The organism is Sphingobacteriaceae bacterium, assembly GCA_002319075.1.
Lineage (GTDB): Bacteria > Bacteroidota > Bacteroidia > B-17B0 > Aurantibacillaceae > Aurantibacillus.
Genome location: NVQB01000001.1, coordinates 287,106 through 313,477, shown reverse-complemented (window position 1 = coordinate 313,477; position 26,372 = coordinate 287,106). Strand labels below are relative to the sequence as shown.

Here is a 26,372-nt window from a genome sequence, read left to right as displayed (position 1 = left end):
AAAAGAAATTAAAAAAGTGCTGAAAAAAATATCCGCGAAGAAGGATAAAAAGTAAAGCAAAATTTTAGCGATAGTATTATTGGGCAGTAAAAAAAAACTGCTCAAATACTATTTTGCCATATTGAACCTTATAAACACAAACTTCGTTCATACGCACGCGTCCAATTCCTTTCATAAAAGAGTCTGTCTCCATAGTGAAAGAAAAATAGTCTCCGCTAACAATTGGATCTGAAATATACAGATCGCGAATTTGCTCCGTAGAGGAATTCAGTTCATAGATTTTTCGGGATACCGCAAGTTTTCCTTCTACTTGTTCAGAACTTTCGCCCTTTAAAACAATGCTGGTGATTTTGTCGGAATATAATTCGTCAATGGCGTCTGCACGCTTATTTTGTCTGCAGAGTTCTACAAGTTTATCTGCTACCATCTCGGTAGTCATCAGGGCTTTTGAACTAAGGGTTCTTGTTAAAAACATGCTGGGATTAATTTGCTTGACACAAAATTAATCCATCAACATTGTTTAAGCATCATGAGTGCTTTAAGCAATCGTTAACTTCTGAATATCTAAAAGCTTAAACTGGTCGTGAGCAGGATTTAAAAGCCGTCCAACCACTCGTTGCATCAAACATCCAGTTCCTCTAACTTTTTCGGAGTAAGAGGTTTGTTAAGATATTTATAGACGTAAGGATTTTTATTTGCCCTTAAGATATCACTCTCATTAATACTGGATGACAACATCACAATCTTGGTCTTTTCGATAACAGAATGGGGGAGTCTTTCAAATTTTTCCAGGAAAGCAAATCCGTCCATTACTGGCATTGAGACATCTAAAAAAATGAGATCCGGAATTTGTGTAAAACTCGACTCCAAATGTGCTAAGTAATTTAGAGCGTCTTCTGCATAAAGAAAATCCTTGATATCGTCACAGTACTTTGCTTGTTGAATTGTTGCCCGACTTACAAAGTTATCAAGGTCGTTGTCGTCAATTAAAAGTATTTTTTTAATCATAGGCCAGGGGGGACAGGTAATTTTACTTATATACTGTTAAAGGGGGAGGCTGGTTTCATTTAGCTACGGTTAAAATTAAAATATTTAGACAGAAGCCCGGAATTGACCTACGAATTTTAAAATGTTGGGCAGAGAAATTTTGGTGGCATGCAACTTGAAGATCTTTAGCATGACAAAATCAAAAGACATCAGGGAACATTCAAATCCAATAAACAATTTATTCGCCATCCTCATCGGGGCATTCTTATCAGTAGAAGGGGTTTGGGGACTATTTAGTGAGTTGGTGTTTGGTGTTTTTACTACCAACCTGACACATGCAGTTATTCATCTTGTTCTTGGGGTACTGGGAATTATTTTGGGAATAAGGAAAACAGCCGGAGGATATTGTACTTTCCTTGGGATTTTGTTAGTACTTGTGGGACTTTTTTGGTTTGTACCTGTAGCCGGAGAATTAATTGTTCAGGCTCTTAACCTCAATCGTGCAGGCGCCATTCTGAATATACTTATTGGGATCATTTCGCTGTCGGTCGTTTATTACCGCCGACCAGCTGAACTCAGAAATTAAAAATCTGGCCGTTAACAAATCCCCGAAATGTAAAATACTTTACTCAGTAGTAAGATATTTTGCAGATATGAGACTGGCATAAAAATTTAAGTATTAAAACGTCTCCGTGGTGGAGATTAAAAAATTAAACTTTAAAAAGAATACTATGACAGCAAAAGGCTTATTGGGGACCATTCTCCTTGGAGTTGCAGCAGGTGTTGCAATTGGAATTTTAGTAGCACCTGAAAAAGGGAAATTCAACAAAAAAGTGAGTGATAAAACTCACGACCTTGAAGAGAAATTAAAAGGAAAGTTGAAAACACAAACTGAGAAATTTGATGATTTGGCAGACATGCTTGAATCAGGCATCGAAGACTTTAAAGGGAAAGTGGATAAACTTTCCGATAAATTACAAAGTAAATTAGCTTAGGCTCGTTTGCAAAGAAAAAATCCCGGAGCTTCTGTGAAGTCCGGGATTTTTTTTGTTTTGTTTAGCACTCAGCTATTAGCATTCCGCTAAGCGAATTTCAAACCCACATGGAAATCAAAAATCTTTAGTAAATAATCTTCAAGTACCGATCTCTTTGAGGGCTTCTCGAGATGGTCAAAAGCTCCTGCGCGCAATGTAACATCCTTGATGTCATCTGTTATAGTGGTAGAATAAATAATTACAGGAGTCTCTTTGTAATGTTCCAATTTTTTAATTTCTCTTAAACATTCAATGCCGTTCATCGGCATCATGTTCAGATCCAGAAAAATATAATCGGGATTATATTCACCACTTCGTAAATTGTCAATGGCTTCGTGACCGGAAGGGGAATAATGAACTAAAATATCTGGATTCACATTTCTTAAAGCTACGTTAAAAAAGTCGCGATCATCCGTGTCATCATCTATAAGCAGGCAGTAAATTTGATTTTTCATAGTACTTGAGTTTATTTCACTCTTAAATCTATTACAAATATAAGAAGGAAATTACCTGCAAGTGCATGTCTAAGCCTTTAGGGACAAGTGTTTTAACATTACTTCTGAGTTTTCAGATCGTAATTTGTGAATCAGGAATTTATCGGGAGATTTTAAAAAGGTTTCAGATCCTGATTTTTAATTTCTTTGTAGAATTTTCTCAAGGCCGCCAGATCTTTTAAAGGATAATCTATTCCAAGATTGGAATAATAAAAATTTCCCTCTTTAATAACAATGTCTACATTGTCGCGACTCATAACCTCTATCCAACTATTTGTTTTCTGTATATTCTCTGAGAACCCGTACTCCTGGAGTACATCTTTGCTAAGCAGCTTCATATCCGTAATTGTCATGCTAAAATAACTATTCTTTAGCAGGATGGTTACCGGTTTGGGAAAATTTTAATAAGGTCGCAGTCAGCTTATTAGAATTTTAAAAAGAGAACATAGAAGTAAAATGAAATTCTCTTCAGAAAATTCAGCAAAAAAAATCACTAGCCTATCATTTCCCAGATAGAAAGATCAGAACTGGTAATAAGTGCAGGATGATGTTTTGCGTGTTTTGCAGGTTCCTTTTCTTGTTTTGGAATTGGCTGTAATGCCTCAATGAGGTCTTGCCAGGCTTTTTCAATTTCAGCGTTATCTCTGTATGTTCGTGTTATAGTATCCATAGCGTGTCGTTTTAAATTAGTACTGTTTCGCTTTTCAAAATTAAGGAGCAAACATCAACAGCACATTACGCCGACTTTAAATAATTTTTTTCGGAGTTTTTAAATCGTTAAGCTTAAGTTATCAAAAAAGGCCATAATTAGAGTTAAGTGTTTCCTGCAATAAAAAGGGTTTACAGAGATTAATCTGAATCTACTGCGTTTAAACTTCATTGGCATGAAATTGGAGGAGGCTTATTAAACCATATTAAAAATTTAAAAATGAATAATTCAAAAAGTTTCTTCGGAACAGTAATGCTGGGTGTAGCAGCAGGTATAGCAATCGGAATCTTAATAGCGCCGGATAAGGGATCGGAAACACGCAGAAAATTAATCGGAGGGGCTCAGGATCTGGCCGATGATTTAAAAGAAAAAATTCAGGAAGGAACCGATAAATTTAATGAAATGAAAGAAATGGTTCAGGGACGTATGGATGAGATGAAAGAAAGAGCTTTGGCTTATTCTGAAGAGACTCAGGCTAAATTGTCTTAATACCTAATAAAATTTTTGGGAAGAAGGGGTTCTTACAAAAATAAGGTCCGCGTTGGTCAAATGACTTTCGCGGATTTTTATTTCTCGTTATTCAATGTAACATGAGTTAAGAATTCCCCATATTTTTTTTTGTGGAAGATTTTATTTTTTATCCGTTTCGCACTGCTGCGTTTCTAAATCGCGAAAGTTAAGCTAGTATTATATTTCAAAGCTCTTATCACATATTAACGTTCACTTAAAGCAGATCAGATGCCTTGGGTTTTATCTTAGCGAAAAAGATAGTAATATGGCAAGTAATATAAATGACGACGAAGATGTAGTAAGTGTAAAACAACTCCTCGTGGCTGCTTTGGCTATAGTTGTAATTCTTGGATTCTGGTTTATGATATCTTCTTCACATGTAAGTTAGATTGGTAGTTATCTTCACCCGTATTTCTTAAGAATAGCACACTACTTAATTTGGATCTTCGAATTGTTTGAAAAAAAACTCTGATATATAATCCAAATTCGTGTGTAGCATTCGTACTTGCAGATTCACAGGGCGAAATCTGTCTTACAAAAAATATTTGGTCACCTAGTGCCACTCAATTAACTTTTATTTATCCAATAATGAAAAAAGCTACCTGTTCATTTTTAGGTTATTTTGAATTAGCTTTCCAGGTTAAAGAAGTGATTGTGATCTTCAGCAGTCACAGTAAGCTTTAATTCTTTTAATTTCACGTCTTCATTTGTATGATTCTCAAAGTCATTTTTGCCTTGTTCGAACTCAGCAAGGATCATCTCACGTTTAAGAAGAAGGGAAGTAATCAGTTTCGTTTTTTTATAAAAAAGCGAAAATATTCTCCAGTTGCCGCGCAAAGTGGTGAAGCGTTTGTAATAAGAATAAGCAAAGAACCCTGACAAAGGTAAAAGCAGAACATAGGCAGAAATGATACGCCAATCGTTTGTAAAAGTATGCAGTAACCAAATTTGAAGGGAATAAAAAATAAGAAAAGTAAATGTCCCGAGACTTATTGCAAGAGAGCCAAAAAATTCAGGTCTCTCAGAAATGCGTCTAGCCATCCATCCTGGAATTTTAAAGGGGAAATAGTTATTTAAAAAGCCAAAAGCAAATACCGGCAATCCAAAAATCAAATATAACAACGATGCTATGGAAGTAAGAAGAGGAGTCCTTTTACCTATATTCTTCATCAGGCTATCCGTTAGAGACAAACGTTCAAGTTCATCCAGGTAAGCCTCTATTTTATACTTGGTTTTTTCTACCCGCGATGGATCTGTGTCCATAAAGTAATTTACGGATTGGGCGATTGCTTTTGTAACTGTAAAATCGTCTTCCATTTCGCCTGGAGCATAACCCAGGTCTTTTAATAATTGCGATTTGTAGATTAATTCAATAGTAGCTACTAATTTATCCACTTCCGCATCCTGTATCGCTACAACCTGCGATTCAAGACGCTTGCGGATTTCATCTGTTAAGGTATGCGCGGCTTTAAAGGGATCTTCCTCGTAAGCAGTGCGATAATCGGCAACGCTAATCGGCTTGTCAATGTTTACGAAAAGATCGCTTTGAAAACTATGCGGATCTGAGAAGTTCAGGCCAATGGTAACAATCTGTATACCGAGACTGAAATTATTTTCTGCTTCAGCTCCTAAACAGATTCTGGAAGTTCCCGTTTGTATCTTTTTAATTTTTCTTTCAGTGAACGAAACACCTTCGGGAAAGGCAAGAATGGCGCCATCTTTAGCAAGGTGTTTATGACAGTGTGAAAAAATTTCTTTGTTTTTATGCATTTGATCGGGATTTTCAGAACTGCGAAAAATCGGGATCATATTAAATTTCGGAAGTAACCAACGCGTGAATTTATTCTGAAATAAAGAACCTTTTGCAAGAAAGAATAAAGGGCGGTTAACGACTGTTGCAATAACAATTGGATCCATAAATGCGCTGGGATGATTTGCTACAAAAAATACGGGTCCAGTTTTCGGAATGTTTTCAAGGCCTTTAACCTGGATGGTTTTGAAGTAACATCTGTTAGTGATGCGAAATATAAAACGAAGCAATTTGTAAATCATGGTGTGAAGGTTTAATTATTTAATTTTTAAAAATGATTCCCCCTTAGTTTTTATCTACGTTAAATCGGTAAAGAAATGAAAGTTGAAAGATAGCGCCATCCGAAAAATCCGAATTTAATTGCTTTCTTTTTGGTCCTATAAAGGTGGCAGGCAAACCAAAGGTAATTTTGTCGTTTTCTTCGTACACGCGGTAACTGCGGCCCACAGAATATCCCGCTTTGGTTTGAAAACTTAGGCTTTTTGAAAGACGTAGTCTTAAATACATAGATAATTCGTTTGTGGATTTAGAAACATATAAACTTTGTGCGTCAGAGCCTGTAAGATGATAGGAGCGTATCTGACCATAAAAGTTAAAACCAATCGCTACTTGTGAATGTAGATTGTAACTCATATCTGCCTGCAGCGGCAATAGTATGTTAGCTTCAAATTTTTTATTCGGACTTAAGTAATAAACACCAAGCAACGGAACAAAGAAAGGTCCAAAAAGCTCGGAATTATAGTAAAGACCAAATTTGTAATTAAGCGCATTACTTTTTTTATACTTTAATGTAGTTAATGTGCCGAATTGAAAATCCTTGCGATTAATGGTTGTGAAGTCAGAAGCGATTTTTGGTAAAAAGACTACAGTGCCAGACCAACACTCGTTAAAGTTGTTGTTAACTCCTAGTTTAAGAGTAGTTGACCCAAATTTCTTAATGGGATTTTCCGCGAAAAGTTTTGTCTGGATATTCTCGTAAATAAATCCGCTGATCAACGCTAACTCCTGAGTTATTTCTATGGGAAGCGTGGCATCCACTAATACTTCATGAATTCTTGTTTTGGATAAACTCGAATCGAATGTGTTTAACGAAGTTGAGCCTCCGCTAACCTTAAGCACATCGACATAACTTTGAGAGTAAACGCTACAAGTGACTAAGGCGAAAAAGATAAGAACTCTGTTTTTTTTCATGGACTTAAGTTTAGGCTGACGTTCTAATTTTTGTTTGTGATACTTCCTTTGTTTTGTAAAAGTAGTTTCGGAGAGAGCCTTAGAATAATTACTTTTTGTAGCCCGTTTTGTCCGAGTTGAAGAAACTACAGGATGGCTTATTTAATAAGGTTTAAAGACGAACAAACTGCATTTTTCACTACAACGGAAGAGGATTTTGCATTTATTGCAAAAAATGTAGCCACCACTAATTGAGAATGAGTAAATTTTAGGGGACGATAAGCAACAATTGGTAAATATATTTAGGCAATGTGACTATAGGCTTCTTCGGTCAGGTATAAGGATAAGTTCAGGCAAACACATGCTGCTATAGATTATATTCTTCCTGTAACCTTAAATGTGTAAAATTACAGGTGCCACTATTATTCACTAAATTAGCAAACAGATAAATTGTTCTTCCGGCAGACGTAACTAACCCAAAATGAAAAAAATTATTTCGATAACACTTCTTGTCTTTTTTTATTCTCAACTTTTTTCCCAAGATAGTTTAAGAACAAAAAAAATTTTAATCGTGGCAACTAACATTACGACCTTCGGGGTTTCCGGCAATGGTTCCCTGTCATGGGAAATAGGCTTTCCTTTTCAGATTTTTATAGACAGTGGTTACCAGGTTGACATTGTTACACCCAAAGGTGGAAAGGTGGCGCTTTACGATCTAATAGTTCCACCCGAATTGGAAAAAATTCTTAAAAGTGAGTTGTTTGTTTCTAAGACCAAAAATTCTCTGCGTCCCGCGGAGGTGAAGGATTCAACTTATATCGCGGTTTTTTATCCCGGAGGGTATGGTCAGTTTGTGGATGTGGTAGACAATACATTAATTGCGGTTCTAACTGCAAAGATCTTTGAAAATGGCGGACTCATTGGTACCACAGGCAATGGAACAGCTTCTCTTGTAAACATTAAATTAAGTAACACAAAGTATTTTGTTGACGGTAAAAAAATGACCTGCTTTCCTTTATCTATGGAGAAAAAAATGAATGTTTCAAATTTCGGCATGGCCCTGCCTTTTGATATGGAAGCTGCGTTAGTGAAAAGAGGTGCTAATCTGATTTTTTGTCCAAAAGAAAATAAGCCAAAAAAAGAATGTCTTGTTGTTGTGGATGAACAAAATCGGTTGGTAACTGGCATGGGCGCTTTCGAAGCGCAGGGTGTGGCAGAAGAAATGATCAAACTTTTACTGAAACATTAAGTATGCTTGAGGACCCCTCTTTATTCCCGATTTTTTTAGTAATAACCGTTGCACTGTTTTTGGTGAGATGGATAATTAATTGGGAGATTCTAAACAAGCAGAACGCTACTAATTTTTCTTTTTTCAAACCGCCTCGGTTGATGGCAGATATGCTACATTGGACAAAACATACATTTTTAAGTGAATGGATTTTGTATTGGAAAAATGAAGATAACAACTGCTGGAAAAGAACCTCTAACTTCCTATCGTTGTTGACCTTTATAGCATTGTTCTTTACGTTTTATACTTTTAAAAGGTAGGCTAAGTGAGTTTTTAGTAAGTGTGGTCAGGAAATAGAGGATTAAAAATATATTTTAAAAAGCTAAAAAGGCATCGGGTCCTATATAAAGAGAAGAGTAATAAAAAAGCGCAAACTTTCTAGTTTGCGCTTTCGTTTTTATAGAAAGATATAAATATAAATCCGTTTTTTAAATCCGGGAAATTATATCCCCAACATGTGTTCGTATTCTTCTTGCTGATTGGCGTGCGAAAGATAATTCGGATCTGAATATTCATCAAATTTTTCTTTAAGATCAGAGGCCAGATCCTGAGCTCCTGAAAGAAGTTTCTCCCGCGTTTCTGTTCCTTTTGCGGGTGCTAATAAAATCCCTGCTATCGCTCCAATTCCTGCTCCAAGCAGGAAAGCTCCTAAGATGTTTGCTGATTTTCCCATTTTATATTCTAGTTTATATGACTTGCTGAATAAATATCCTGAGCCGTTGGTGTGGCTTCTGTTTTTATTTCTGTAGTTGGTTTAGTAGTTTTCATTTTGATCTGATAAATAGGATGCAAATTACATACCAATGCTAAAGGATTTATTTCAGTTACTGACTTGCAATTTATTACGTACCTTGAGAGCCGAATAGTTAACACCAACAAGTAATGATTCTTGACAACATTGTCGCACTTTTATCCCTTATTTCTCTCGAAGTTATCTTAGGCATCGATAATATAATTTTCATCACTATTCTTGCCGGTAAACTTCCCGAAGACAAAAGAGACAAACTGCGTTATTGGGGCATAGGTTTAGCCATGGTTATTCGACTGTTGCTTTTAACTGTAATCTCATGGATCTTAAAACTCGACACTACTTTATTCACGGTCTTTAAGATTGATTTTTCAGGTAAGAGCCTCATCTTGCTGGCAGGTGGTCTTTTTCTTTTATATAAAAGCACCAAAGAAATTCTCCACAAAACGGAAGAGCACGACACAAATAATCCTGAGACAAAACAAGGCAATTTTAAAAAACTATTATACGAAATAATTATTCTCGATCTTGTTTTTTCAATAGACTCTATCATTACGGCGGTAGGCATGGTTAGTGAGCTATGGATTATGTATACAGCTGTAATAGTAGCGGTAAGCATAATGCTTGTGGCCTCAAAACCCATCAGCTCCTTCATTCAAAAACATCCTTCGTTCAAGATTTTGGCACTTTGTTTTTTAATGATGATAGGTGTGTCGCTCATTGCGGAAGGCCTGCATTTTAAAATCCCCAAAGGATATATTTATTTTTCTATGGGTTTTGCTTTTCTGGTAGACATTATTCAAATGAAAAAGATCAAGGCTAAAAACGATTAAGATAGTCGGTTGCCTGGCTCATGCCGCTTTAGACTTAGCCTGTGAAAAGCCCGTTTCAATGAGTAAAGTAAAACTGACCTAGTAAATGATCTGTTTGAAAGAGCAGGGTATTTTACTTTGGCGCGCAAAGGCTGTAACTTTGTTTCATTGATTGGCAGATCTAAAAGTCTGTAAGTAGTTTTAAGATTATGGTTTGGTTAGATAAAAAAGAGTTTCGTAGTCCGAAACTCTTTTTTTATGGAGAAAACCAGCTTTCAAATAATTACGTATATTCATTAGAAACAAGGGTCTACTGATTCCTCCGGGAAATGCTAGCCCATTTAACAGACTGTTATGAAAACCAAATCTTTTTTTAAAATAGTAGTTCTTACGCTTTTTTACGCCGGAACCATTAACGCTCAATCACCTAAATATCCTGATCCGTCGATCGTGAAGGCAGATGCGAAATATCCAATGACTTTAAGCGAAGCAGAATGGAAAGCAAAATTAACTCCTGCTCAGTATTATATTCTTCGGGAAGAAGGCACAGAAAGAGCCGGTACAGGTAAGTATGATCATTTTTATAAAAAGGGGACCTATTATTCTGCTGCATCACTTCAACCACTTTTTAGTTCAGATGCTAAATTCGATTCCGGAACTGGCTGGCCAAGTTTTTATGCGCCTATTACTCCGGATGCTGTACGTTTGGTTGTGGATAAAAGCGGCGGAATGGAAAGGATTGCGGTTGTGGATAGCAAAAGTGGCTCTCACCTGGGGCATGTTTTTAACGACGGGCCAACACCAACAGGCAAACGTTACTGCATGAATTCAGAAGCTTTGATCTTTGTTCCGGAAGGGGGAAAACCACCGTTAAGTTCAAAATAAATTTATTTGTACTGAATTGGTAATTGTAAAGTAGAAGCTCATAATCAAAAAATGAAAAACGTCTTCCGGTATTTTCTTGCGTTCGTTTGTTCTTTATCGTTAACTGCGCAGGTTCCTAAAAAAATTGTGGTAGAACATTTTACGAATACGCGTTGCAGTATTTGTGCGGGTAAAAACCCCGGATTTTATACGAACCTTTCCAGTCACCCCGAAGTTTTACATCTCGCTATTCATCCTAGTGCGCCTTATCCGGCCTGCGTTTTAAATCAACACAATGTTCAGGAGAATGATTCGCGGACGAATTACTATGGTATTTATGGCGGTACTCCTAATCTTATTATTAATGGCGAACTAATACCGACTTCGGTTAATTTTTCTTCAGATGCTCTGTTCGCCCCTTATGAAAATCTTTTGTCACCACTGAGTATTCGTATCGAACAGGTAAAATATGCGAACGATTCTTTACGAGCTAAACTAATCATCAAAACAGTAGCAAGTCACACATTAACTAATTTAATATTGTTTGTGGCATTGGCCGAGGATACAGTCTTTTATAATGCGCCCAACGGCGAAAATGTGCATCACGATGTGTTTCGTAAATCACTTACGGGTGCGGTGGGAATTAGTTTTAGCGTTGCTTCTGCGGTTGGTGATTCAGTGACCTATTCTAAAAGTTCTGCCGCAAACTCTGCCTGGAATTTTTCACGCATCAATACCCTTGCAATACTTCAGGATGCCACTACAAAATCGCTTGTTCAGTCAGAATACACTTCGCAACGCGGCTTTATAATTACCGGTATACAGAATTATCAAATGTTAGGTGCGTCTGTAAAGGTTTTTGTGAGTGATGCAGAGGGCAAAAAAATTACAGTAAAGAACGAGAGCGTAAAAATGAATGCGGAATTTGTTCTGTCAGATATTATGGGTAGAGTTGTGCTCACCACTGGCGTGCCTGCAGGATCAGGAATAATCAGGGCTTCAAATTTGACTAAAGGAATTTATTTGTATGTGGTGAAATCACAAGAGCAGATTTTAAAAACCGGCAAACTTCTGATAGAGTAGTTACTTAGAGATTCTTTTTTCTTTCTCTTTCTAAACGTTCTCTTGTTTTTTCATCTTTATAAAGAAAATCTTTGCGCATACGTTCACCAACAACCATAACGTCTTTTTTAAAGAAGGGGCAGCAGGCTTCAATAACAACCTCTTCATTCTCGCTCTCCATGGTTATTTTGGCAGGCTTGTTATGCACAGGGCACATCATTCCTTTTACAACCTGTTGTATTTTTTGTTCAAGAGCTTTATTCGGACGTTTTAATTTCATTGTCCAAAGATACTCAAAATTTTTTCTTCCACTTCTTGCATTGATCTAAGAAAATTGATCTTACCAACTGTGTTACTTTCGTAGATAAAATCTCTGAGACTCTTACTTTCAAATTTTGAAAAATCGCCAATTATAGAAAGGCGCATGCTGTAAGTAGAAAATTTTTGAAGTAGTTCTCCGGCAAAGCCGGTTTTGAGATCGAAGAAATCAGGGCTGATATTTTTCTCAAAAATAATAATGTGTGTAGCTCCCTGGTAGCCAGCGTTGCCCAGTAAGTCAAGGGCATCTTCAACACTTTTAAGGACGATAGCCTCTGATTTTAGTTCTGCTACGGTCACTTTCCCAACTGTTCTTAATTCATAGTCCATCCCACAAAAATAATTTAATTAATTTCATCAGAGTTTTAGGCTTACGAATATTTCTTAATTTCAATACATGAACCACGAAAACAAAACAATTCCAACGCTTTACGAATGGGCAGGAGGGATGCAGGCTTTTGAAAAGTTAATGGATGTATTTTATAAAAAGGTTTTAAAGGATGAATTGCTTGAACCGATCTTTAAACACATGTCGCCCGAACACCAGGTGCATGTTGCTCATTTTGTAGCCGAAGTTTTTGGCGGGCCCCGATTTTACAGCAGTGAAGAAGGAAGTCATTTTAAAATGATTCAAAAACATTTAGCAAAACACCTTACAGAACAGCACAGAAAACAATGGGCTTTTCTTTTAATAGAGTCGGCCGATGAAACCGGGCTGCCGGATGATCCGGAATTTCGTTCCGCTTTTGTGGCTTACATAGAGTGGGGTACGCGCATTGCCGTTATCAACTCTAACGAAACGGAATTAAAGATGAATCCTGAAGAGCCGATGCCTCAATGGGGATGGGGTGTTCCGGGCAAACCCTTCGAGGCAGAATAAACAAGCTCTAAACCAGGCGCCTGGCACAGGATTAGCCTAAGTAAAGTATGAAAAAACTTCTACTTGCCTTGCTGATAGTGCCACTTCTTGATTTTGGACAAACGGTTTCCTTAAAACACCATCTTCGTATTCTTTCTTTGGGAGATTCATATACCATTGGGCAAAGTGTTGCTTTAAATGAGCGTTGGCCCATGCAACTAAGCGATTCTCTTGCTAAAGTTGGCTGCACAACCGATACCATGCGTATTATTGCAACTACAGGGTGGCGCACGGATGATCTGCTTAATGCCATTAAGGGACAAAATCTGCAACAACAACAGTATAATCTTGTTTCTTTGCTTATCGGGGTTAATAATCAATTTCAGGGAAAACCTTTTTCGCAGTATGTAACTGAATTTAAAGCCTTGGTAGATTCTGCTATCCGTTATGCCGGCAATGATAAAGGCCATGTGTTTATTGTGTCTATTCCTGACTATGCTTACACACCTTATGGACAATCCACACCCAATCCTTCTCAAATTAGCGCAGATATTGATCAGTACAATAATTATAACAAACATCTGGCGGATAGTTTAGGTATTACCTATTTTGATATTACACCTATTTCACGCAAAGGTTTAGATAGCACCAGTTATGTGGCTTCCGACGGATTACATCCAGGTGGAAGACAGTATTCAAAGTGGGTGGAATTAATGCTAATGAATATGAAGCCTGAAATCCTCACAGGAATTTCAACACAAGTAAAAACCAATTTAGAATTTACACTCTTTCCAAATCCGGCTAAAGATGTTATTGGAATTAACCTCAAAGGAAAAAACACTACTACCGTATCGGTTGTAGAAATATACAACGCCGGTGGTGAAATCGTTTACTCAGGTACTTTTAAAGGACAGTCGATGCAGCTCAGTACATATAGACTTGCCGCCGGATATTACATAGTTAAATTAAAATCTGATAAATTGATCTCAACTAAAAAGTTGATCATTGAATAATCTAAGATCCGGCAACAAGAATTTCATCCAATTCCTGTTGCCGGAACTGGTTTAATTCACCTTTACCTTAAACGCTATCGAAACATCGGTCTCTCCGGGTGCATAAGTTCCATCTTTTGCGTTTGGCTGGTGGCGTAACGTCACAATAAATGGAAATTTTACGGTATTTGCAGACGAGGTTTTTAAAAAAGTTTCTAATCCAATATTTCTTGTCGGATTTGCATGAGCTGCGCCATTGTCTGAATCGCTATATCGAAGACGAATATCCGATCCATTTAATTTTACGCTGTAATTGGGATACCCCGATTTTATAATAGTGTTTCCACTGGACGTTGTGCTTTGCGAAGGATCTCCATTATAAAAAACCATATGCTCATAGCCTTCGTCGGTGGCTATAGCGTTGGAAGTTGAGTCGGCTGGATTTTTTGTTTCGTCTAAAATGACAAGCCTTGTTTTATAGCTTGTATTCGCTGTCAAAGTAATAACAGAATCAGTCCCGCTATTTAAGAATCCTCCGGGTAAACCACCGTCACCATCAGGATCTTTAAAAGTGAAGGGAGAACCTGTGATGTTGGTATTGGTTATTGAGTCCCAAATGTAAATGCGCACCGTTGTTACTACTTCCGGATCATTGTCCTCAGAGGCAGTTGGAGGCGTTTCTGGTTCAGTATTTTTTTTATCTTTTTTGCAGGATGCAAATATGAGTGTAAATAGTATCGCTGTAAAAGCTGCTAGTTTAAAAGTAAATTTCATTTTAATTTTTTTTTCAATATTTAGATAATCGGAATCAGGACTTAGCCCCGGTAAATTGACGAAATCAAGCCAATACATTCAATTCTGTACAACAGTTTATAAGGAATCAAAATTAACATGACGGTGAAAAAGATCGCGCCACATAATTTTAAGAAACCGCCGGAACGGAAATAATCAACCTGAATTAACTAGATGATCGGCGGTCCTCTGAGAGAGAGTTTAAATTTGGGGGATAATTTGGTATTAAAAACCAGTAGTGATTTAAAAGAATCAACATGCGTAGAAAAAACGGAAACTTGTTCTTGTGTTTTTGGTGGAGTAGCTGACGATGAAAAAACGTAATCACAAATCGCACAAAAATGTTCTGCTTTACAATAATGAACTTCCTTAATCCCGCAATGGATATCATTTACGTGTTCAAAGTCGTGCAAAGTTTTTTCCACCATTGGAAAAAGCAGCAATGCAAACATCAAAACAGAAATATAGGATCTTATTTTATTCACTATCAATCCCACAAATATAAGTATTTCGATTTCTTGGGAACAGGGAAGAAACTCAATTTTTTGATTTTTATAGAAATTACCACTGATTTTCAGGTTCATAGCCTTTGATAACAGAAGCTTAAAAAAACTGTCAAATTTTTTGTCCAATTTCGAAAGGGCAGATCGTCATGAAGATACAATTCACAAAGTAATAAACTTAAAAAAACAACAACATGAAAGAATTTATGATGATCTTCAGAACGGTTCCAAACGCCACAGTACAATTGTCTCCAGAACAAATGCAAGCCAACATTAAATTGTGGCAGGACTGGATTGCAGGAATTGCAGCACAAGGAAAATTCGTTGGCTCAAATCAATTAGGCAGAGAAGGGAAGACCCTGAAACCAAATAATGTAGTCACAAGCGGACCTTATGCAGAGGTAAAGGAAATTATTGGCGGTTACATTATTGTAAAAACAGACACTATTGACGAAGCTTTAAAATTAGCAGAAGGCTGTCCGATTCTGCAAACAGGCGGAAACGTAGAACTGCGCGACGTTATGCAGATGGAAGAAATTCGCAAAGCAACAAACTAAGAATTGCTTTAAACTATAAACTATAAACTACAAACCAAATGGCATTAGCAAATGTTTTTACAAAAGACGTCTCAGAAAAAATCGTTTCACGCATTGAAAACCTCAAAGCCGATACACAGCCGCAATGGGGCAAAATGAGCGTAGCACAAATGCTCGCACATTGTAACGTGACTTATGAATTGGTTTATGAAAATAAACATCCACAACCAAACTTCATGACACGCTTGATGTTAAAGATATTTGTTAAGAGCCTGGTGACTACCGAAAAGCCTTACAAAAGAAACAGTCCAACAGCTCCGGCTTTTTTGATTAAAGAGGCGCGGAATTTCCAACCCGAGAAACAGCGCCTGATTGATCATATACGTAAGACGCAAGAGCTGGGAGAAAAACATTTTGATAATAAAGTGTCTCATTCCTTCGGTCCACTTTCGGTGGTTCAATGGAACAATATGTTTTACAAACATCTGGATCATCATCTTTCGCAATTTGCTGTTTAATCCAGATGCAGCAACAGGAGCTTATTCCACAGCTTTTTAAATCAGAGTACAGGAAAATCATTTCTGTACTCTGTAAGTTATTTGGAACAGCTCATATTGCATTGGCAGAAGATATTACCCACGATACTTTTCTGCTGGCTTCTGAAACCTGGGGCTTAAAAGGTATTCCCCAGAATCCAACGGCCTGGCTTTATACTGTTGCCAAAAATAAAACCATCGATCATTTTCGCCGCAACAAACTTTTTTCTGAAAAAATCCGGGAAGAATTAAAAGGCACTCAAACAGTGTCGGAGGAAATGGAAATTGATCTTTCAGTAGAGAACATCAGCGATAGTCAGTTAAAAATGATGTTTGTTATTTGTAACCCTCTTATTCCTGTGGAAGCGCAGATTGGTTTGGCCTTGCGGATCCTCTGCGGATTTGGAATCGATGAAATTGCCGATGCCTTTTTATCCAACAAAGAAACGATCAACAAAAGACTATTTCGTGCGAAAGAAAAATTGCGCGAAGAAAACATAAAAGTTGAATTGCCTCCTGCAAACGAAATTAATTCGCGTTTAGAGAATGTCCTTACTACACTTTATCTTTTGTTTAACGAGGGCTATCATTCAACAACTCAAACTACCAGCATTCGCAAAGACCTTTGTTTAGAGGCAATGCGACTTTGTTATTTACTTTTGGAGCATCCGAAAACAAATACCCCGCCGGTAAATGCCTTAATGTCCTTAATGTGTTTTCATTCTTCAAGATTCGAGGCCCGGCTTGGACAAAGTGGCGAAAGTATCCTGTACGATCAGCAGGACCGAAGTTTGTGGGACAGCGACCTAATTGCCCAGGGGAACTATTTTTTAATTGAAAGTGCTAAGGGAAATGAGATTTCAAAATACCATCTCGAAGCTTCTATAGCATACTGGCACGCTACCCCTCAAGAAAATTCCGATAGATGGAAAAATATCCTGGAACTCTATAATAAGTTGGTCCTGATAGACCCTTCGCCCATGGTAGCTTTAAACCGCGCTTACGTTTTATCAAAAGCCAAAGGAAAAGAACTGGCCATAAAAGAAGCTGAAAAAATAGGACTAAGTAATAATCATTTTTATTATGGCCTTTTAGGCAATCTTTATACTAACCTTAACAATAAAAAAGCTGCAGACTATTATAAAGAGGCAATAAAATATTGTAAATCTCCAAACGATAAGCTTATCTTCGAACAACATTTACAAGCACTAACGCATTAAAATCCATGGAATCTATTAAAGCAAGTATTGGCACTGAACACTATAAAATTGAAATCGTTTCGCCAACCGGTAATTTGGTAATAGCAGATGAACCGGTTGAAAGCGGTGGACAAAACAAAGGGTTTTCTCCAAAAGAACTTTTAGCCTCCTCTTTGGCTGCTTGTACCTTGGCTACCTTAAAAATGTATGCGGACCGTAAAAAATGGCCTCTTGAAAAAGTGGATATTAATGTGGATTTAATCGAAGACGAGGGTAAAGTAATTTTCAAAAGAAAAATTACCCTGCACGGAAAATTTGAACTGGAACAACTGGATAAGTTTTTAAAGATAGCCAATGCCTGTCCTGTGCACAAAATACTTTCTGGCAGTAGCAGCGTAGAAACAGAGATTCAATAAGAGTTCAATACAAAAAACAAGTTGGCAGCAGAGGTATTTGAATTTAATTTTTCAGACCTTTGTTTTGCGCACTAACAGATTCGAGGCACTCTGTTATAAACGTTCTCAGCGTTTTTATACTTGAAGGCTTGGTCAGAAAGCGATCGGCTCCTAAATCAAAGCATCGTCTAATTTGGTTTTCGTCAGAAGTGGTGGAAAGAATAACCGTTTTAATGAGTGTTAGATCTTTATCTCCTTTTATCTCTTTAAGACACTCCAGTCCGCTTTTCCTGGGCATATTCAGGTCTAAAAATATAATATCCGGGGTTACCGTTTTTTTTAACAGGGCTTCCATCATCAAATGACCGTCTTCATGAATAGTCAGACTTGCATGTTTCGAAAAGTGAAGAACAGCGTCTTCAAAGAGCGAGGCATCGTCTTCATCATCTTCCGCTAAAAAAACAATAAGCTTCTGATCTTCTGCAGCAGGTAAGGAGTAATTTTTTTTCAAATACTAGGTGTTAAGGTGTAAAGATCTCTCTAAGGCTTCACAGGACGACTCCGTAGAAGATTTATTTATAGCTGCAGAGGACATAATTTCGCCCAGGCTGGTAGCTATAACTTTGTAAAATGTAGGGTTTACCGAACCTTTTTAACAGGTTTTAATTCCTGAAAAGTACCATAGAGTCTTTTACAAATACCATTTTCAAAATGCGAAAATCCAACAATCCGTACTTTTTTTTCATTACCCAAAGCTGTTACAAGGTTCATTTCTACATCAAAGGGAGTGCCTTTTATAAACGCGTCATCAAAGAGTTGTTTTGCCCGATCGCGGTCAACTCCTTCTTTGTAAAAATTTAAAGCCGGCGCCAGATTGGGTTCGAAAGAAGTTGGTAGTTCGAGTATTTCTTTGGTTGCGGTATTCCAGGTGGTTTTTTGTGTATCGAAATTTCTTTCCCAGGTCCCAATTTTTAGAAAGCGGCTGATATGTTGAAAGGATTGTACCTGGATCTTCAATTCTTCGAGTTGTTCCTTTAGCTGAGTGATATCTTCGGTAAATATAATAATCCCACCTATCTCCTGCGATTTAACATACCAGGGTTTCATTTCCCAGCGTAACCAGGCTTGGCGCCCATCTTCCCACGATAAGGCTCCTTCGCCACGACAAACTTCTCCATGTAAGCATTTAATGCAGGGGCCCTCCCATCTTCCGGCTGCTTGTGGAAATAGTGTAGTGATGTTTTGCCCCAGTGCATGCTTACTATCGTGTTTGTAAAATTCAAACCATTTTTGAGACGCACCAATCAGGTTAAAATTTCTATCCAGCATAGCAATCGCGGTGGGCGCCTGATGGATAAAAAGCTGATAATGTTCCTCTGTAGAAATGTCTTTACTAAGTACTACGGGATTAACCGTTTTAAACTTAGCTTTTGATGTGAGGTATTTTTGATAACAGGTATAAAAGTTAGAAGGATTTTCAAATCCAAGAATGGAAGCAACCTGATTTTTGGTGTAGATTTTTTCCTTTAAATATTTTTCGGCAATCTGCATTTGCAAGCTTCGGTAATAAGAAAAAATGGTGGACTTATACCTTTTTTTAAAATCGCGTTTTAATTTTGTAGCCGAGATAAAGTGAAGTGTTGCCAACGTTTCTATGCCCGGAAATTCTGTAAACAAAGACGCTCGAAGTGTATGTTCCACTTTATTGAGAAGCACCTCTGAAGCAGAAAGGTCTTTCAGATTTTCTTTAGTCGTAAAGTCTTCGAAGGGATTTTTTAAAGGTGAGATATCCGCCACATGAACATAAAATCCAATTACAATTCCGTTTTCGATTTCAGGATTATAAGTAGCAATGGTTGTTTTTAGTTCTCCGTTGGGTAGGGTGATATCACGTTTAAAAGTCTGCGGTTTTCCAGCAAGGGCTCCTTGAATGTAAGGCAAATTTTTTTCATAGAGTTCGCCCAACAATTCAGGCAGAGTGATCTTGTCAATCATCTGCTGTGGCGAGATGCCAAACCATTTTAAATAGGAAGCATTTGCGAATTTACAAAGCAAATTTTTATCCCAGTACGCCAGCATGGCGTCGGTATTCTCAGCAACCTTAAGAGCATTTTCATGTCTCTTCATGACTTAGTGATCCAATAAAAAGGTTAGATTTTAAACAAAATTAATCAAATAACCGATATGGTGTGAAAAGTGCTGTAATTGGAAAAAAACTATTTTTTGGCCGGGAATTCTAAAATTGGTCCTTCTCACTTGCCTGCATTTTATGGTTATGTTATAACCAGTTTTCTTTTCGTAAAATGTAGCGCCTGTCTGTGCAATTATCTTCAGCGTTAAAAAATTCGTTTTTAACAGTAAAATATTTAGTCAATATTTTTATGGATTTACTGTTATCAATACAAACATCTGCGGTTACAGCACTTGATCTCAAGTTAAGAAAACAATAGTCAATTAATCCTTTCGCTATTTCTGTCCCAAAACCATTGCCCCAAAACATTTCTCTAATGCGGTAAGCAATTTCATCTTCCTGGTCGTTATTTTTTAATACACCACAAATTCCGATGAGCTCAGGCTTACCTTTTTCGCAAAGACTCCAAATTTTTGTATCTGATGTTTTTTCCAGTAAGATAAGCTCATGCAGTTTAGCAAAGCTTTCTTTCTTATTAAAAGTTTTTTGAGGAATCGGATGCATAACATTGGGATTGCTCATCAAATCAAAAAATGCGGCCTCGTCATTTTCTTTTAATGGTCTTGCGTAAAGTCTTTTTGTTTCGAATAGCATTGTTGGATGGGTATTTAAACTGATTTATATGATCGCAAAATTTGTCACAGGCCTATTCAATGTGCATTATTTAAATTCAGAATAGTAATAAACGAAAGAGTAGATGTATGTGCCATGATTCACCGCTTTGATGTTTAGACGCGTGGATTTAATGGATGATTTTAGTATGCAAGTCTACCTCTTTACCAACAAGGTCGCCGCAACGCATTTTATTTTTGTTATCACGTTTAAGTGTAAATACATTTAACGAAAGTGGAAGCCTGCAATGAAAATCTGGCCTAATGAAGTGGAATGTCGATGTCAGTAACAACTGACGATGCTTTGCGTGGCTGTAAAAAATAGGTTCATTTAGAGTCACCATTAAGTAGGAGAACAAGCTAACTTTAATTCTTTCAAGTGATTGTATTTTTTGTGATTGACCAAAGTAGATCCAGTCAGTGGATGTTAAATACAAGTCCATTTGTTTTAAAACCATTTTTTTTCCGGCCCGGATTTCTGTCTGGCTGCTGGACACTAACCTCATACACTTTGTCCAAAAGTCAATAGATTGTGGTCCGGATCGAGAATAGCAAATTCCTTCTGCCCCCATGGTTTTGTTTCTAAATCTCCATTTGGGTGAATTAAAACTTTGTTGTCCAAAAGCGTTTGATAAAGTTTATCTATGTTATTTGTTCTAATGTAAATTTGTCCGTAGTTTTCTTTTGGATCAAGGTCCTTGAACTCAAAAAAGTGAATTTCTATTTTGTCTTTGCCAACGATCAAATAATTATCATATTCTCCAACAATTCTAAAATCCAATCGATTTGTGTAAAATTCTTTCGTCAAAGATTTGTCACGCATTGGTAATTTTGGGTTTATGTCTGTAAGCATAATTATAAATTTTTGTTGTTAATCAGTTTAATGTCGTTGTCGTCGCTAAAAAACAGATTTCGACGATGTTTAATACAGCTAGCATTGGCCAATTGGTCCAGCCACCTCGCGCTAACTATCTGGTGTGAAGTTAAAATAAATTACGAAAAATACGGAATAAATCCTGTGGTTCCGATGGTCATGGGGATGATTAGGCTTGTGGGGAGCTGGCACTCCGCCAACTTAAAATTGCTTTTGCAAACGGGATGCTGCTTCCTGTCTGCGGTGGCGACACATTTACTCGCGTCTACTTTTATTAATGTCCAACTTGCTCGATAAACCACCCCTTAACAATGTTGGAATCATAATTTACCTGAGGTCTATTTTTAAATTTGTCGTAAAATAAGTGGTGTTCTGATTGCGGTTTTGCTATTAACGTTTCTCCGATAAAGTCGTTGTGATTACCCACATGTTTTACAAACAGGTCATGCCAAAATAGTTCGTCTGCAATTTGCTCTTTGGTCAGCGTTACAATAGCAAATACTCTTGGGTAAATTAGTGTCGTGTAATCTGTTATAATTTCAAACCTATAGTATTGACTTTTATATTCAAGCATCCCCCAGAGCATACCGTCGTAATAGTCATCCATCCATAGGAAGTTTAAATCGGTCGTCAAAATTTTATCAAGCTTGTCTTTGCAGCCGTCAAAAGAATGTTTAAAGTCTTTAAAGTTTATCAAGTTGTCGATATTTGTCTTGTCTGCGATTATGGTCCTTTATCCCGGGGAGTGTCCGCCACTTGCGCTTAACGAAGTTACAGCGAGCAGATTTCCGTGCTTTGTCCGTGACGCTATAAATATAGGAATCTTGGCGGATATTCTAGAGTGCAGAATGCCGGGCATCGAACCTGTTTTTTATTATGCGTCGACTTTCAAGTCCGCGTATTCTGCCCATTTTATACCCGAAGGAAGAGTTTTGTTGCAAAACTCAATATGAATAACGCGTCGTTTGTTATTGTTTGTTGTACGGCCAGAACTATGAAGCAGCAAGGGGCGCATGACCATCACACTTCCTCTGGTAACAGGACAAATTGTTTCGGTTTCTTTTGTGCGGTCTATGTTCTCAGGTCTATAAATGCCTTTAGAATGAGAGCCAGAGATGATTTTTAACGCGCCGTTTTCTTCGTCTGTGTCGTCGAGATGTATGCGTATTGTGTAAATGCTTTGCAGGATGTCGATTGGTGGCTGCACCGCAAATTGATTTTGTTTTACCGTCCAGGGTCCGTAGCCTTTGAGGTCCGTTTTACTGTCCACCGAAATTGTTAAGTCCTGATGATAGGAAACGAACCAATTTGATTGTTCAGGCTTGTTGAAGTAAATTGATTTAACAATAAAAAAATCCGAACCAAAAAGTGAATTTATAAGGGTCAGTATAGTGTCATTGAAAATTAGAGGAGTTGTCTGCGGAATTTCTTTTAAAAACTGTCGTATGGCGAAAAGATCAGTTGATTTTCGAAATGTAGAACGCGAAGAGTCTGCATTACTTATAAGAGAAATAATTTTTTCAATCTCCACGTCCGAATAAATCTTGTCGATGGTTACGAAACCATTTTTGTTGAGAGAGTTTTTATATTTGTGAATGTCTGTCATTTACAATACGCATAGAGAACCCAGAGCAGCAAGGCGCGGCGAAAAAAAGATTTCGCAGATGCTAATCCCGGTAGCTATCGGGAGTGAAGTTAAAATAAAATACGCAAAAGCGAAACTATAAAAAGTCCCGGAGGGCCCGCATTAAGAAAATTGCTTTTGCATGTAAGTTCGTCCGTCTGGCGCTATGGCCCCGTGTCACCCCTAGTGCGTTAATTGAAAAGTCCCAATGTCTAGAAGAGTTAATACCCAAGAGGTTCTCTGCTAGTGTGTCTAACCCTTAGAATACGAAGTTCTTTTGTCTCGAATTTTATTTGGTAAGTAACTCGATAGCTAAATACAACAAACGCCTGAAAGTCTTTATGTGTAGGGTCTTTGAGTTTGTCCGATTCGCAAATGAGAGGATTTTTTTTTATAATGTCGAGACGAGAAATAATAGCTGACTTAACTATTTTGGGAGCGAGTATCTTGTTTTGCTAGATAAGTCAGAATCTCTTTCAAATTATCAAGAGCTTTTCTGTCCTATGAAATTTTAAGGGATGAAGATTTTACCATTTAGATAATTCCTTAAGCGCGTCTTTATGCGATACAGAATTACCTTTATCCATGCGAGAAACAGCCTCGTCAAGTTCTTTGTTATATTGTTTACGAGTTATTCTAATAATGTTCTTGTCAACATTTAATAAACTCTTAATCATTTCAAGCACTAAAGTCTGTTGTTTATTGGATAAAAGCGGGAGGTAGTTGTCGACCTGTCTTTTGATTGTCGTTGCTGTCATTTGAATGATTTTCAAATACAAATTTACTAAAAATTCGAGAAAAAGTCAATGGGATAGATTCAGGCGTCCGTCTAAATTAAAGTGTAATAGTTGATTCTGTTTTATCTCAAGATTCGTCCTGGACGCATTAGGGGTAACCGGTCGGGGCTAACGTCGGCCGCTCCCGATTACTATCGGGATCCAAAGCCGCCGGTTGCTAATCGGGTAACTATCGGGAGTGAAGTTAAATTAAAATACGCAAAAGCAAAACAATAGCTTACTCTAAGCTTATCGAGGCGTCCCACGCGAAGCGTACCAAATTGAAATTTCTTTTGTTTGTATAGAACCTGCCTCTCGTCCGCGGTGGCGAGACGTTTGCTGTTAACTGTTGGCTTTTTTCCAAGAGTCAACCCTTTCGAATATTTTATTTCCTAATTCTTGTCCCTGATCTTTTGTGAAGTCGTCCCAAGTTGAAGTCGGCAAAAACCAGATATAAAATCTCGTCAAGTCTGTTTGATTACCACCTTCGATATCGTCAATTGCGTCAACGAAAGTTTCTCGAAAATGTTCAGCGGATGAAAACTCTCCTGAGTGTCCGCCCGTAAAGTTTGAAAGTAGTTCTTCGGCTTTATGCAGGTCGTCTATTAGTTCAAAGAACTCCCATTTTTTCCAGTATTCTTCTTTTGTCAGTCCGATCGACATATTAATATTGAATAATTTGTTTAAGATGTGTCGCACAAGATTTTAAGTAGTCAAAGTTTACAGGTAACTGAATCGGGGCTGGCGCCGGCCCGTCTCCAAATTGGACGATGCTAATCCCGATCGCTATCAGGACCGATGTCTAGGTGAAGTTAAAAATAAACAGAGTAAAAGCAAACACTAAAAATCTTCTACCCGTAAATTGCTTTTGCATAAGGCAAATGTCCGGTGGACATTTGAGCGGGCTTGTGCGAATGATCGTCAGCTGGAGCTTTAGCTGCTGTTAGCTTTCTGGTGACGCCATACAGTATGTGTCCACGAAGTATATTATATAAAATATGTAGTGTCGTTAGGTTTAGGAATCGTGACGGCACCATTACTTCTTCTTATCATCAAATATTTACCTTTTCCACCCTGACTGTCTTCTTCTGTCCATTCGGTTACGTGCCAATAATATGTTCCTTCAAATAGTTCTTCCCTGATTTCCAGTCTACCTTTATTAAATCCATAAGATTTTGCAATTTTCAAAGCTTTTTCTGAAGAGATTTGTTCTGTACTGTCAAAATTTATTTTTTTTATTCGTCCGTCTGGGTAATAATATTTCCAAGTGCCGATATGGAACCGATTTTCAAGATCCATCTTGCCTTCATAGAATAAACCGCCGTCATAACGATAATATTTTTCGAGTATTGTTCCCTCCACGGTGTCACTATATCCTTCGTAATAAAGTTTACCTGAGATAAAAAAGAATTTAGTAATCTTAAACTGAGCGCTGTCATAGTTGTTATGTTTGTCCGAAAGCTCATAGTTCTTATTGTCATTAAAAGTGCTGTCTGCAATTGGTACTGAGTCGTCGTCGATTCTTCTGCCACAAGATCCAAAAATAAATGCGATTGAAAGAAATATTATATTTAGAAATTTCATTTGCAATTTGAATGTCTGAGGGTCGTGGCACTTGCATCTAACGTTTGGCGAGCTGGCATCGCAGCTCCCGATTACTATCGGGATTCTATGCCGCAGGTTTTTAAAAACCTCTAAAGTCTACCGTGAAGTTAAAATAAATTACGCAAAAGCAAAACAATAGCTTGCCCTAAGCTTATCGAGGCGTCCCACGCGAAGCGTACCAAATTGAAATTTCTTTTGTTTGTATAGAACCTGCCTCTCGTCTGCGGTGGCGAGACGTTTGCTGTTAACTGTTGGCTTTTTTCCACATTTAGCTACATTAAATGTTTTTGACGGGGATGTTAATAAAAAGAAATTTCTATTTAATAAACTCCCTAGCCATGTAGATGCAATTCAGAATTCCATTTGGATGAAGAATATAGTCGAAGGTAGAAGTCTTAATGTACCCATATATGATCTAAATCCATACACCACAATCTACAGACTGATATTTCGTCTAATCAATCTCCCTGTAGATTATATTTGGTTTGACCGCACTAAAGAAATGTTAACCAAAAATATTTCTTTTATTATCCAGAGAGAACAAAGCATTTTAACGATAACCGTAAAGAATATTAATGACGTGAAATATATTTTAAACGAAGGTGCTTTTTGTTTAGTTAATGCCGCTTGCAAATCAATTCCTATTGGGAAAAGGTTTTTAATTGATAAAGAAGAAATTTCGATAATCTACGATTTGAATGATTCGCCTGATTTCCATGCGCATTTTATTGCCTTTTCATCTGGTGAAAATGAATTTCTTATTACAGACTTGTAGTATTTTTAATTTAACCCATGCATGATTAAAGAAGATCTACTAACTTAGATATTGAAATTTCCAAAGCATTCGCAACCTCAAGCAAAGTGTAAAGCGTCGGATTTACTTTCCCGTTCTCCAGTTTTTCAATCGCCTGTCTGTCTTTACTGCAAGCTCTTGCCAGGTCAGCTTGACTCCAACCTTTTTGTTCCCGGAATTCGATGATCCGTTGACCGATTTTCTTTTTGAGTTTATCGCGTGTCACTAAAACAAATGTCAGCTAATTTGTTGACAAGTTTGTCATATTAAAGATTGACAA

General features: G+C 37.4%; 38 protein-coding genes. 15 read left to right on the top strand and 23 right to left on the bottom strand.

Annotated elements, in window-relative coordinates; translation table 11 throughout:
- Nucleotides 1-76: 76 nt before the first annotated feature.
- Together CNR22_01400 and CNR22_01395 are read right to left on the bottom strand one after the other, a co-directional pair.
- Complete coding sequence (locus CNR22_01400) at nucleotides 77-475, bottom strand: hypothetical protein (GenBank protein PBQ30476.1); 399 nt, start codon at nucleotides 473-475, stop codon at nucleotides 77-79.
- Nucleotides 476-621: 146 nt separating this feature from the next.
- Nucleotides 622-1,008: a hypothetical protein gene (locus tag CNR22_01395; protein ID PBQ30475.1), complete on the bottom strand. Its 387-nt coding sequence runs from the start codon at nucleotides 1,006-1,008 to the stop codon at nucleotides 622-624.
- Between the two features lie 121 nt (nucleotides 1,009-1,129).
- Between CNR22_01395 and CNR22_01390 the strand changes: the two genes are divergently transcribed.
- Both CNR22_01390 and CNR22_01385 read left to right on the top strand, forming a co-directional pair.
- Nucleotides 1,130-1,573: a hypothetical protein gene (locus CNR22_01390; protein ID PBQ30474.1), complete on the top strand. Its 444-nt coding sequence runs from the start codon at nucleotides 1,130-1,132 to the stop codon at nucleotides 1,571-1,573.
- 106 nt (nucleotides 1,574-1,679) lie between these two features.
- Nucleotides 1,680-1,982 (top strand): gas vesicle protein, encoded by a 303-nt coding sequence (locus CNR22_01385; protein PBQ30473.1) that lies wholly within the window; start codon nucleotides 1,680-1,682, stop codon nucleotides 1,980-1,982.
- A gap of 86 nt (nucleotides 1,983-2,068) precedes the next feature.
- On the opposite strand, the gene CNR22_01380 is transcribed toward CNR22_01385, so the two are convergent.
- Together CNR22_01380 and CNR22_01375 are read right to left on the bottom strand one after the other, a co-directional pair.
- A complete protein-coding gene (locus CNR22_01380; GenBank protein PBQ30472.1) occupies nucleotides 2,069-2,476 on the bottom strand; it encodes a hypothetical protein in 408 nt (135 codons plus the stop codon).
- Between the two features lie 152 nt (nucleotides 2,477-2,628).
- Nucleotides 2,629-2,868 (bottom strand): hypothetical protein, encoded by a 240-nt coding sequence (locus tag CNR22_01375; GenBank protein PBQ30471.1) that lies wholly within the window; start codon nucleotides 2,866-2,868, stop codon nucleotides 2,629-2,631.
- Nucleotides 2,869-3,443: 575 nt separating this feature from the next.
- Between CNR22_01375 and CNR22_01370 the strand changes: the two genes are divergently transcribed.
- The gene (locus CNR22_01370) at nucleotides 3,444-3,713 is read left to right on the top strand and encodes a hypothetical protein (GenBank protein PBQ30470.1); all 270 of its coding nucleotides are present in this window, start codon (nucleotides 3,444-3,446) and stop codon (nucleotides 3,711-3,713) included.
- A gap of 648 nt (nucleotides 3,714-4,361) precedes the next feature.
- Here CNR22_01370 and CNR22_01365 read toward each other — a convergent pair.
- Both CNR22_01365 and CNR22_01360 read right to left on the bottom strand, forming a co-directional pair.
- Nucleotides 4,362-5,786 (bottom strand): hypothetical protein, encoded by a 1,425-nt coding sequence (locus CNR22_01365; GenBank protein PBQ30469.1) that lies wholly within the window; start codon nucleotides 5,784-5,786, stop codon nucleotides 4,362-4,364.
- A gap of 43 nt (nucleotides 5,787-5,829) precedes the next feature.
- The gene (locus tag CNR22_01360; GenBank protein PBQ30468.1) at nucleotides 5,830-6,735 is read right to left on the bottom strand and encodes a hypothetical protein; all 906 of its coding nucleotides are present in this window, start codon (nucleotides 6,733-6,735) and stop codon (nucleotides 5,830-5,832) included.
- 460 nt (nucleotides 6,736-7,195) lie between these two features.
- Between CNR22_01360 and CNR22_01355 the strand changes: the two genes are divergently transcribed.
- Nucleotides 7,196-7,963 carry a hypothetical protein gene (locus CNR22_01355; protein PBQ30467.1) on the top strand — a complete coding sequence of 256 codons (768 nt, stop codon included), beginning with the start codon at nucleotides 7,196-7,198 and terminating at the stop codon, nucleotides 7,961-7,963.
- 2 nt (nucleotides 7,964-7,965) lie between these two features.
- A complete protein-coding gene (locus CNR22_01350; GenBank protein ID PBQ30466.1) occupies nucleotides 7,966-8,262 on the top strand; it encodes a hypothetical protein in 297 nt (98 codons plus the stop codon).
- Between the two features lie 182 nt (nucleotides 8,263-8,444).
- Here the strand turns inward: CNR22_01350 and CNR22_01345 are convergent, their stop codons facing one another.
- Entirely contained in the window at nucleotides 8,445-8,675 is a 231-nt protein-coding gene (locus CNR22_01345) for a hypothetical protein (GenBank protein ID PBQ30465.1), read from the bottom strand.
- Nucleotides 8,676-8,884: 209 nt separating this feature from the next.
- Between CNR22_01345 and CNR22_01340 the strand changes: the two genes are divergently transcribed.
- The 3 genes from CNR22_01340 (at nucleotide 8,885) to CNR22_01330 (ending at nucleotide 11,509) form a co-directional block, all read left to right on the top strand.
- Complete coding sequence (locus CNR22_01340; protein ID PBQ30464.1) at nucleotides 8,885-9,583, top strand: hypothetical protein; 699 nt, start codon at nucleotides 8,885-8,887, stop codon at nucleotides 9,581-9,583.
- A 333-nt stretch (nucleotides 9,584-9,916) separates the two neighbouring features.
- Complete coding sequence (gene msrB / locus CNR22_01335) at nucleotides 9,917-10,447, top strand: peptide-methionine (R)-S-oxide reductase (GenBank protein ID PBQ30463.1); 531 nt, start codon at nucleotides 9,917-9,919, stop codon at nucleotides 10,445-10,447.
- 51 nt (nucleotides 10,448-10,498) lie between these two features.
- Nucleotides 10,499-11,509, top strand: a complete 1,011-nt coding sequence (locus CNR22_01330; GenBank protein PBQ30462.1) for a hypothetical protein — start codon at nucleotides 10,499-10,501, stop codon at nucleotides 11,507-11,509.
- A 4-nt stretch (nucleotides 11,510-11,513) separates the two neighbouring features.
- Here CNR22_01330 and CNR22_01325 read toward each other — a convergent pair whose 3' ends face one another.
- A complete protein-coding gene (locus CNR22_01325) occupies nucleotides 11,514-11,768 on the bottom strand; it encodes a hypothetical protein (GenBank protein PBQ30461.1) in 255 nt (84 codons plus the stop codon).
- Nucleotides 11,765-12,136, bottom strand: coding sequence for an alpha/beta hydrolase (locus CNR22_01320; GenBank protein PBQ30460.1), 372 nt, complete (start codon nucleotides 12,134-12,136; stop codon nucleotides 11,765-11,767). The genes CNR22_01325 and CNR22_01320 overlap by 4 nt, the downstream gene beginning before the upstream one ends.
- A gap of 67 nt (nucleotides 12,137-12,203) precedes the next feature.
- Here CNR22_01320 and CNR22_01315 point away from each other — a divergent pair, with 67 nt between their 5' ends.
- Nucleotides 12,204-12,686: a globin gene (locus CNR22_01315; protein ID PBQ30459.1), complete on the top strand. Its 483-nt coding sequence runs from the start codon at nucleotides 12,204-12,206 to the stop codon at nucleotides 12,684-12,686.
- A 47-nt stretch (nucleotides 12,687-12,733) separates the two neighbouring features.
- Nucleotides 12,734-13,678, top strand: coding sequence for a hypothetical protein (locus CNR22_01310; GenBank protein PBQ30458.1), 945 nt, complete (start codon nucleotides 12,734-12,736; stop codon nucleotides 13,676-13,678).
- Between the two features lie 51 nt (nucleotides 13,679-13,729).
- On the opposite strand, the gene CNR22_01305 is transcribed toward CNR22_01310, so the two are convergent.
- Together CNR22_01305 and CNR22_01300 are read right to left on the bottom strand one after the other, a co-directional pair.
- Entirely contained in the window at nucleotides 13,730-14,509 is a 780-nt protein-coding gene (locus CNR22_01305; GenBank protein ID PBQ30457.1) for a hypothetical protein, read from the bottom strand.
- 110 nt (nucleotides 14,510-14,619) lie between these two features.
- The gene (locus tag CNR22_01300; protein PBQ30456.1) at nucleotides 14,620-15,033 is read right to left on the bottom strand and encodes a hypothetical protein; all 414 of its coding nucleotides are present in this window, start codon (nucleotides 15,031-15,033) and stop codon (nucleotides 14,620-14,622) included.
- A gap of 113 nt (nucleotides 15,034-15,146) precedes the next feature.
- Between CNR22_01300 and CNR22_01295 the strand changes: the two genes are divergently transcribed.
- From CNR22_01295 to CNR22_01280, 4 genes are read left to right on the top strand one after another with little or no spacing between them, the layout of a single operon-like run.
- Complete coding sequence (locus tag CNR22_01295) at nucleotides 15,147-15,509, top strand: transcription initiation protein (protein ID PBQ30455.1); 363 nt, start codon at nucleotides 15,147-15,149, stop codon at nucleotides 15,507-15,509.
- Between the two features lie 38 nt (nucleotides 15,510-15,547).
- Nucleotides 15,548-16,006: a hypothetical protein gene (locus CNR22_01290; protein ID PBQ30454.1), complete on the top strand. Its 459-nt coding sequence runs from the start codon at nucleotides 15,548-15,550 to the stop codon at nucleotides 16,004-16,006.
- A 5-nt stretch (nucleotides 16,007-16,011) separates the two neighbouring features.
- Nucleotides 16,012-17,244: an RNA polymerase subunit sigma gene (locus tag CNR22_01285; GenBank protein PBQ30453.1), complete on the top strand. Its 1,233-nt coding sequence runs from the start codon at nucleotides 16,012-16,014 to the stop codon at nucleotides 17,242-17,244.
- Between the two features lie 5 nt (nucleotides 17,245-17,249).
- Complete coding sequence (locus CNR22_01280) at nucleotides 17,250-17,639, top strand: osmotically inducible protein OsmC (GenBank protein PBQ30452.1); 390 nt, start codon at nucleotides 17,250-17,252, stop codon at nucleotides 17,637-17,639.
- Between the two features lie 43 nt (nucleotides 17,640-17,682).
- On the opposite strand, the gene CNR22_01275 is transcribed toward CNR22_01280, so the two are convergent.
- From CNR22_01275 to CNR22_01225, 11 genes are all read right to left on the bottom strand, one after another.
- A complete protein-coding gene (locus tag CNR22_01275) occupies nucleotides 17,683-18,129 on the bottom strand; it encodes a response regulator (GenBank protein PBQ30451.1) in 447 nt (148 codons plus the stop codon).
- A 128-nt stretch (nucleotides 18,130-18,257) separates the two neighbouring features.
- Nucleotides 18,258-19,745: a hypothetical protein gene (locus CNR22_01270; protein PBQ30450.1), complete on the bottom strand. Its 1,488-nt coding sequence runs from the start codon at nucleotides 19,743-19,745 to the stop codon at nucleotides 18,258-18,260.
- Nucleotides 19,746-19,896: 151 nt separating this feature from the next.
- The gene (locus tag CNR22_01265) at nucleotides 19,897-20,403 is read right to left on the bottom strand and encodes a hypothetical protein (protein PBQ30449.1); all 507 of its coding nucleotides are present in this window, start codon (nucleotides 20,401-20,403) and stop codon (nucleotides 19,897-19,899) included.
- Nucleotides 20,404-20,551: 148 nt separating this feature from the next.
- Nucleotides 20,552-20,926: a hypothetical protein gene (locus CNR22_01260; protein ID PBQ30448.1), complete on the bottom strand. Its 375-nt coding sequence runs from the start codon at nucleotides 20,924-20,926 to the stop codon at nucleotides 20,552-20,554.
- The gene (locus CNR22_01255) at nucleotides 20,923-21,273 is read right to left on the bottom strand and encodes a glyoxalase/bleomycin resistance/extradiol dioxygenase family protein (protein ID PBQ30447.1); all 351 of its coding nucleotides are present in this window, start codon (nucleotides 21,271-21,273) and stop codon (nucleotides 20,923-20,925) included. The genes CNR22_01260 and CNR22_01255 overlap by 4 nt, the downstream gene beginning before the upstream one ends.
- A 295-nt stretch (nucleotides 21,274-21,568) precedes the next feature.
- Nucleotides 21,569-21,901, bottom strand: a complete 333-nt coding sequence (locus CNR22_01250) for a hypothetical protein (protein ID PBQ30446.1) — start codon at nucleotides 21,899-21,901, stop codon at nucleotides 21,569-21,571.
- A 267-nt stretch (nucleotides 21,902-22,168) separates the two neighbouring features.
- On the bottom strand, nucleotides 22,169-22,900 hold the full coding sequence (locus CNR22_01245) for a phytanoyl-CoA dioxygenase (protein ID PBQ30445.1): 732 nt from the start codon (nucleotides 22,898-22,900) through the stop codon (nucleotides 22,169-22,171).
- 239 nt (nucleotides 22,901-23,139) lie between these two features.
- A complete protein-coding gene (locus tag CNR22_01240; protein ID PBQ34784.1) occupies nucleotides 23,140-23,364 on the bottom strand; it encodes a hypothetical protein in 225 nt (74 codons plus the stop codon).
- 81 nt (nucleotides 23,365-23,445) lie between these two features.
- Nucleotides 23,446-23,676, bottom strand: a complete 231-nt coding sequence (locus tag CNR22_01235; GenBank protein PBQ30444.1) for a hypothetical protein — start codon at nucleotides 23,674-23,676, stop codon at nucleotides 23,446-23,448.
- Nucleotides 23,677-24,036: 360 nt separating this feature from the next.
- Entirely contained in the window at nucleotides 24,037-24,357 is a 321-nt protein-coding gene (locus tag CNR22_01230) for a hypothetical protein (GenBank protein ID PBQ30443.1), read from the bottom strand.
- A 324-nt stretch (nucleotides 24,358-24,681) separates the two neighbouring features.
- Nucleotides 24,682-25,278 carry a hypothetical protein gene (locus CNR22_01225; GenBank protein PBQ30442.1) on the bottom strand — a complete coding sequence of 199 codons (597 nt, stop codon included), beginning with the start codon at nucleotides 25,276-25,278 and terminating at the stop codon, nucleotides 24,682-24,684.
- A 247-nt stretch (nucleotides 25,279-25,525) separates the two neighbouring features.
- Between CNR22_01225 and CNR22_01220 the strand changes: the two genes are divergently transcribed.
- Nucleotides 25,526-26,074, top strand: a complete 549-nt coding sequence (locus CNR22_01220) for a hypothetical protein (GenBank protein ID PBQ30441.1) — start codon at nucleotides 25,526-25,528, stop codon at nucleotides 26,072-26,074.
- 25 nt (nucleotides 26,075-26,099) lie between these two features.
- Here the strand turns inward: CNR22_01220 and CNR22_01215 are convergent, their stop codons facing one another.
- Complete coding sequence (locus CNR22_01215; protein ID PBQ30440.1) at nucleotides 26,100-26,318, bottom strand: transcriptional regulator; 219 nt, start codon at nucleotides 26,316-26,318, stop codon at nucleotides 26,100-26,102.
- Between the last annotated feature and the right edge of the window lie 54 nt (nucleotides 26,319-26,372).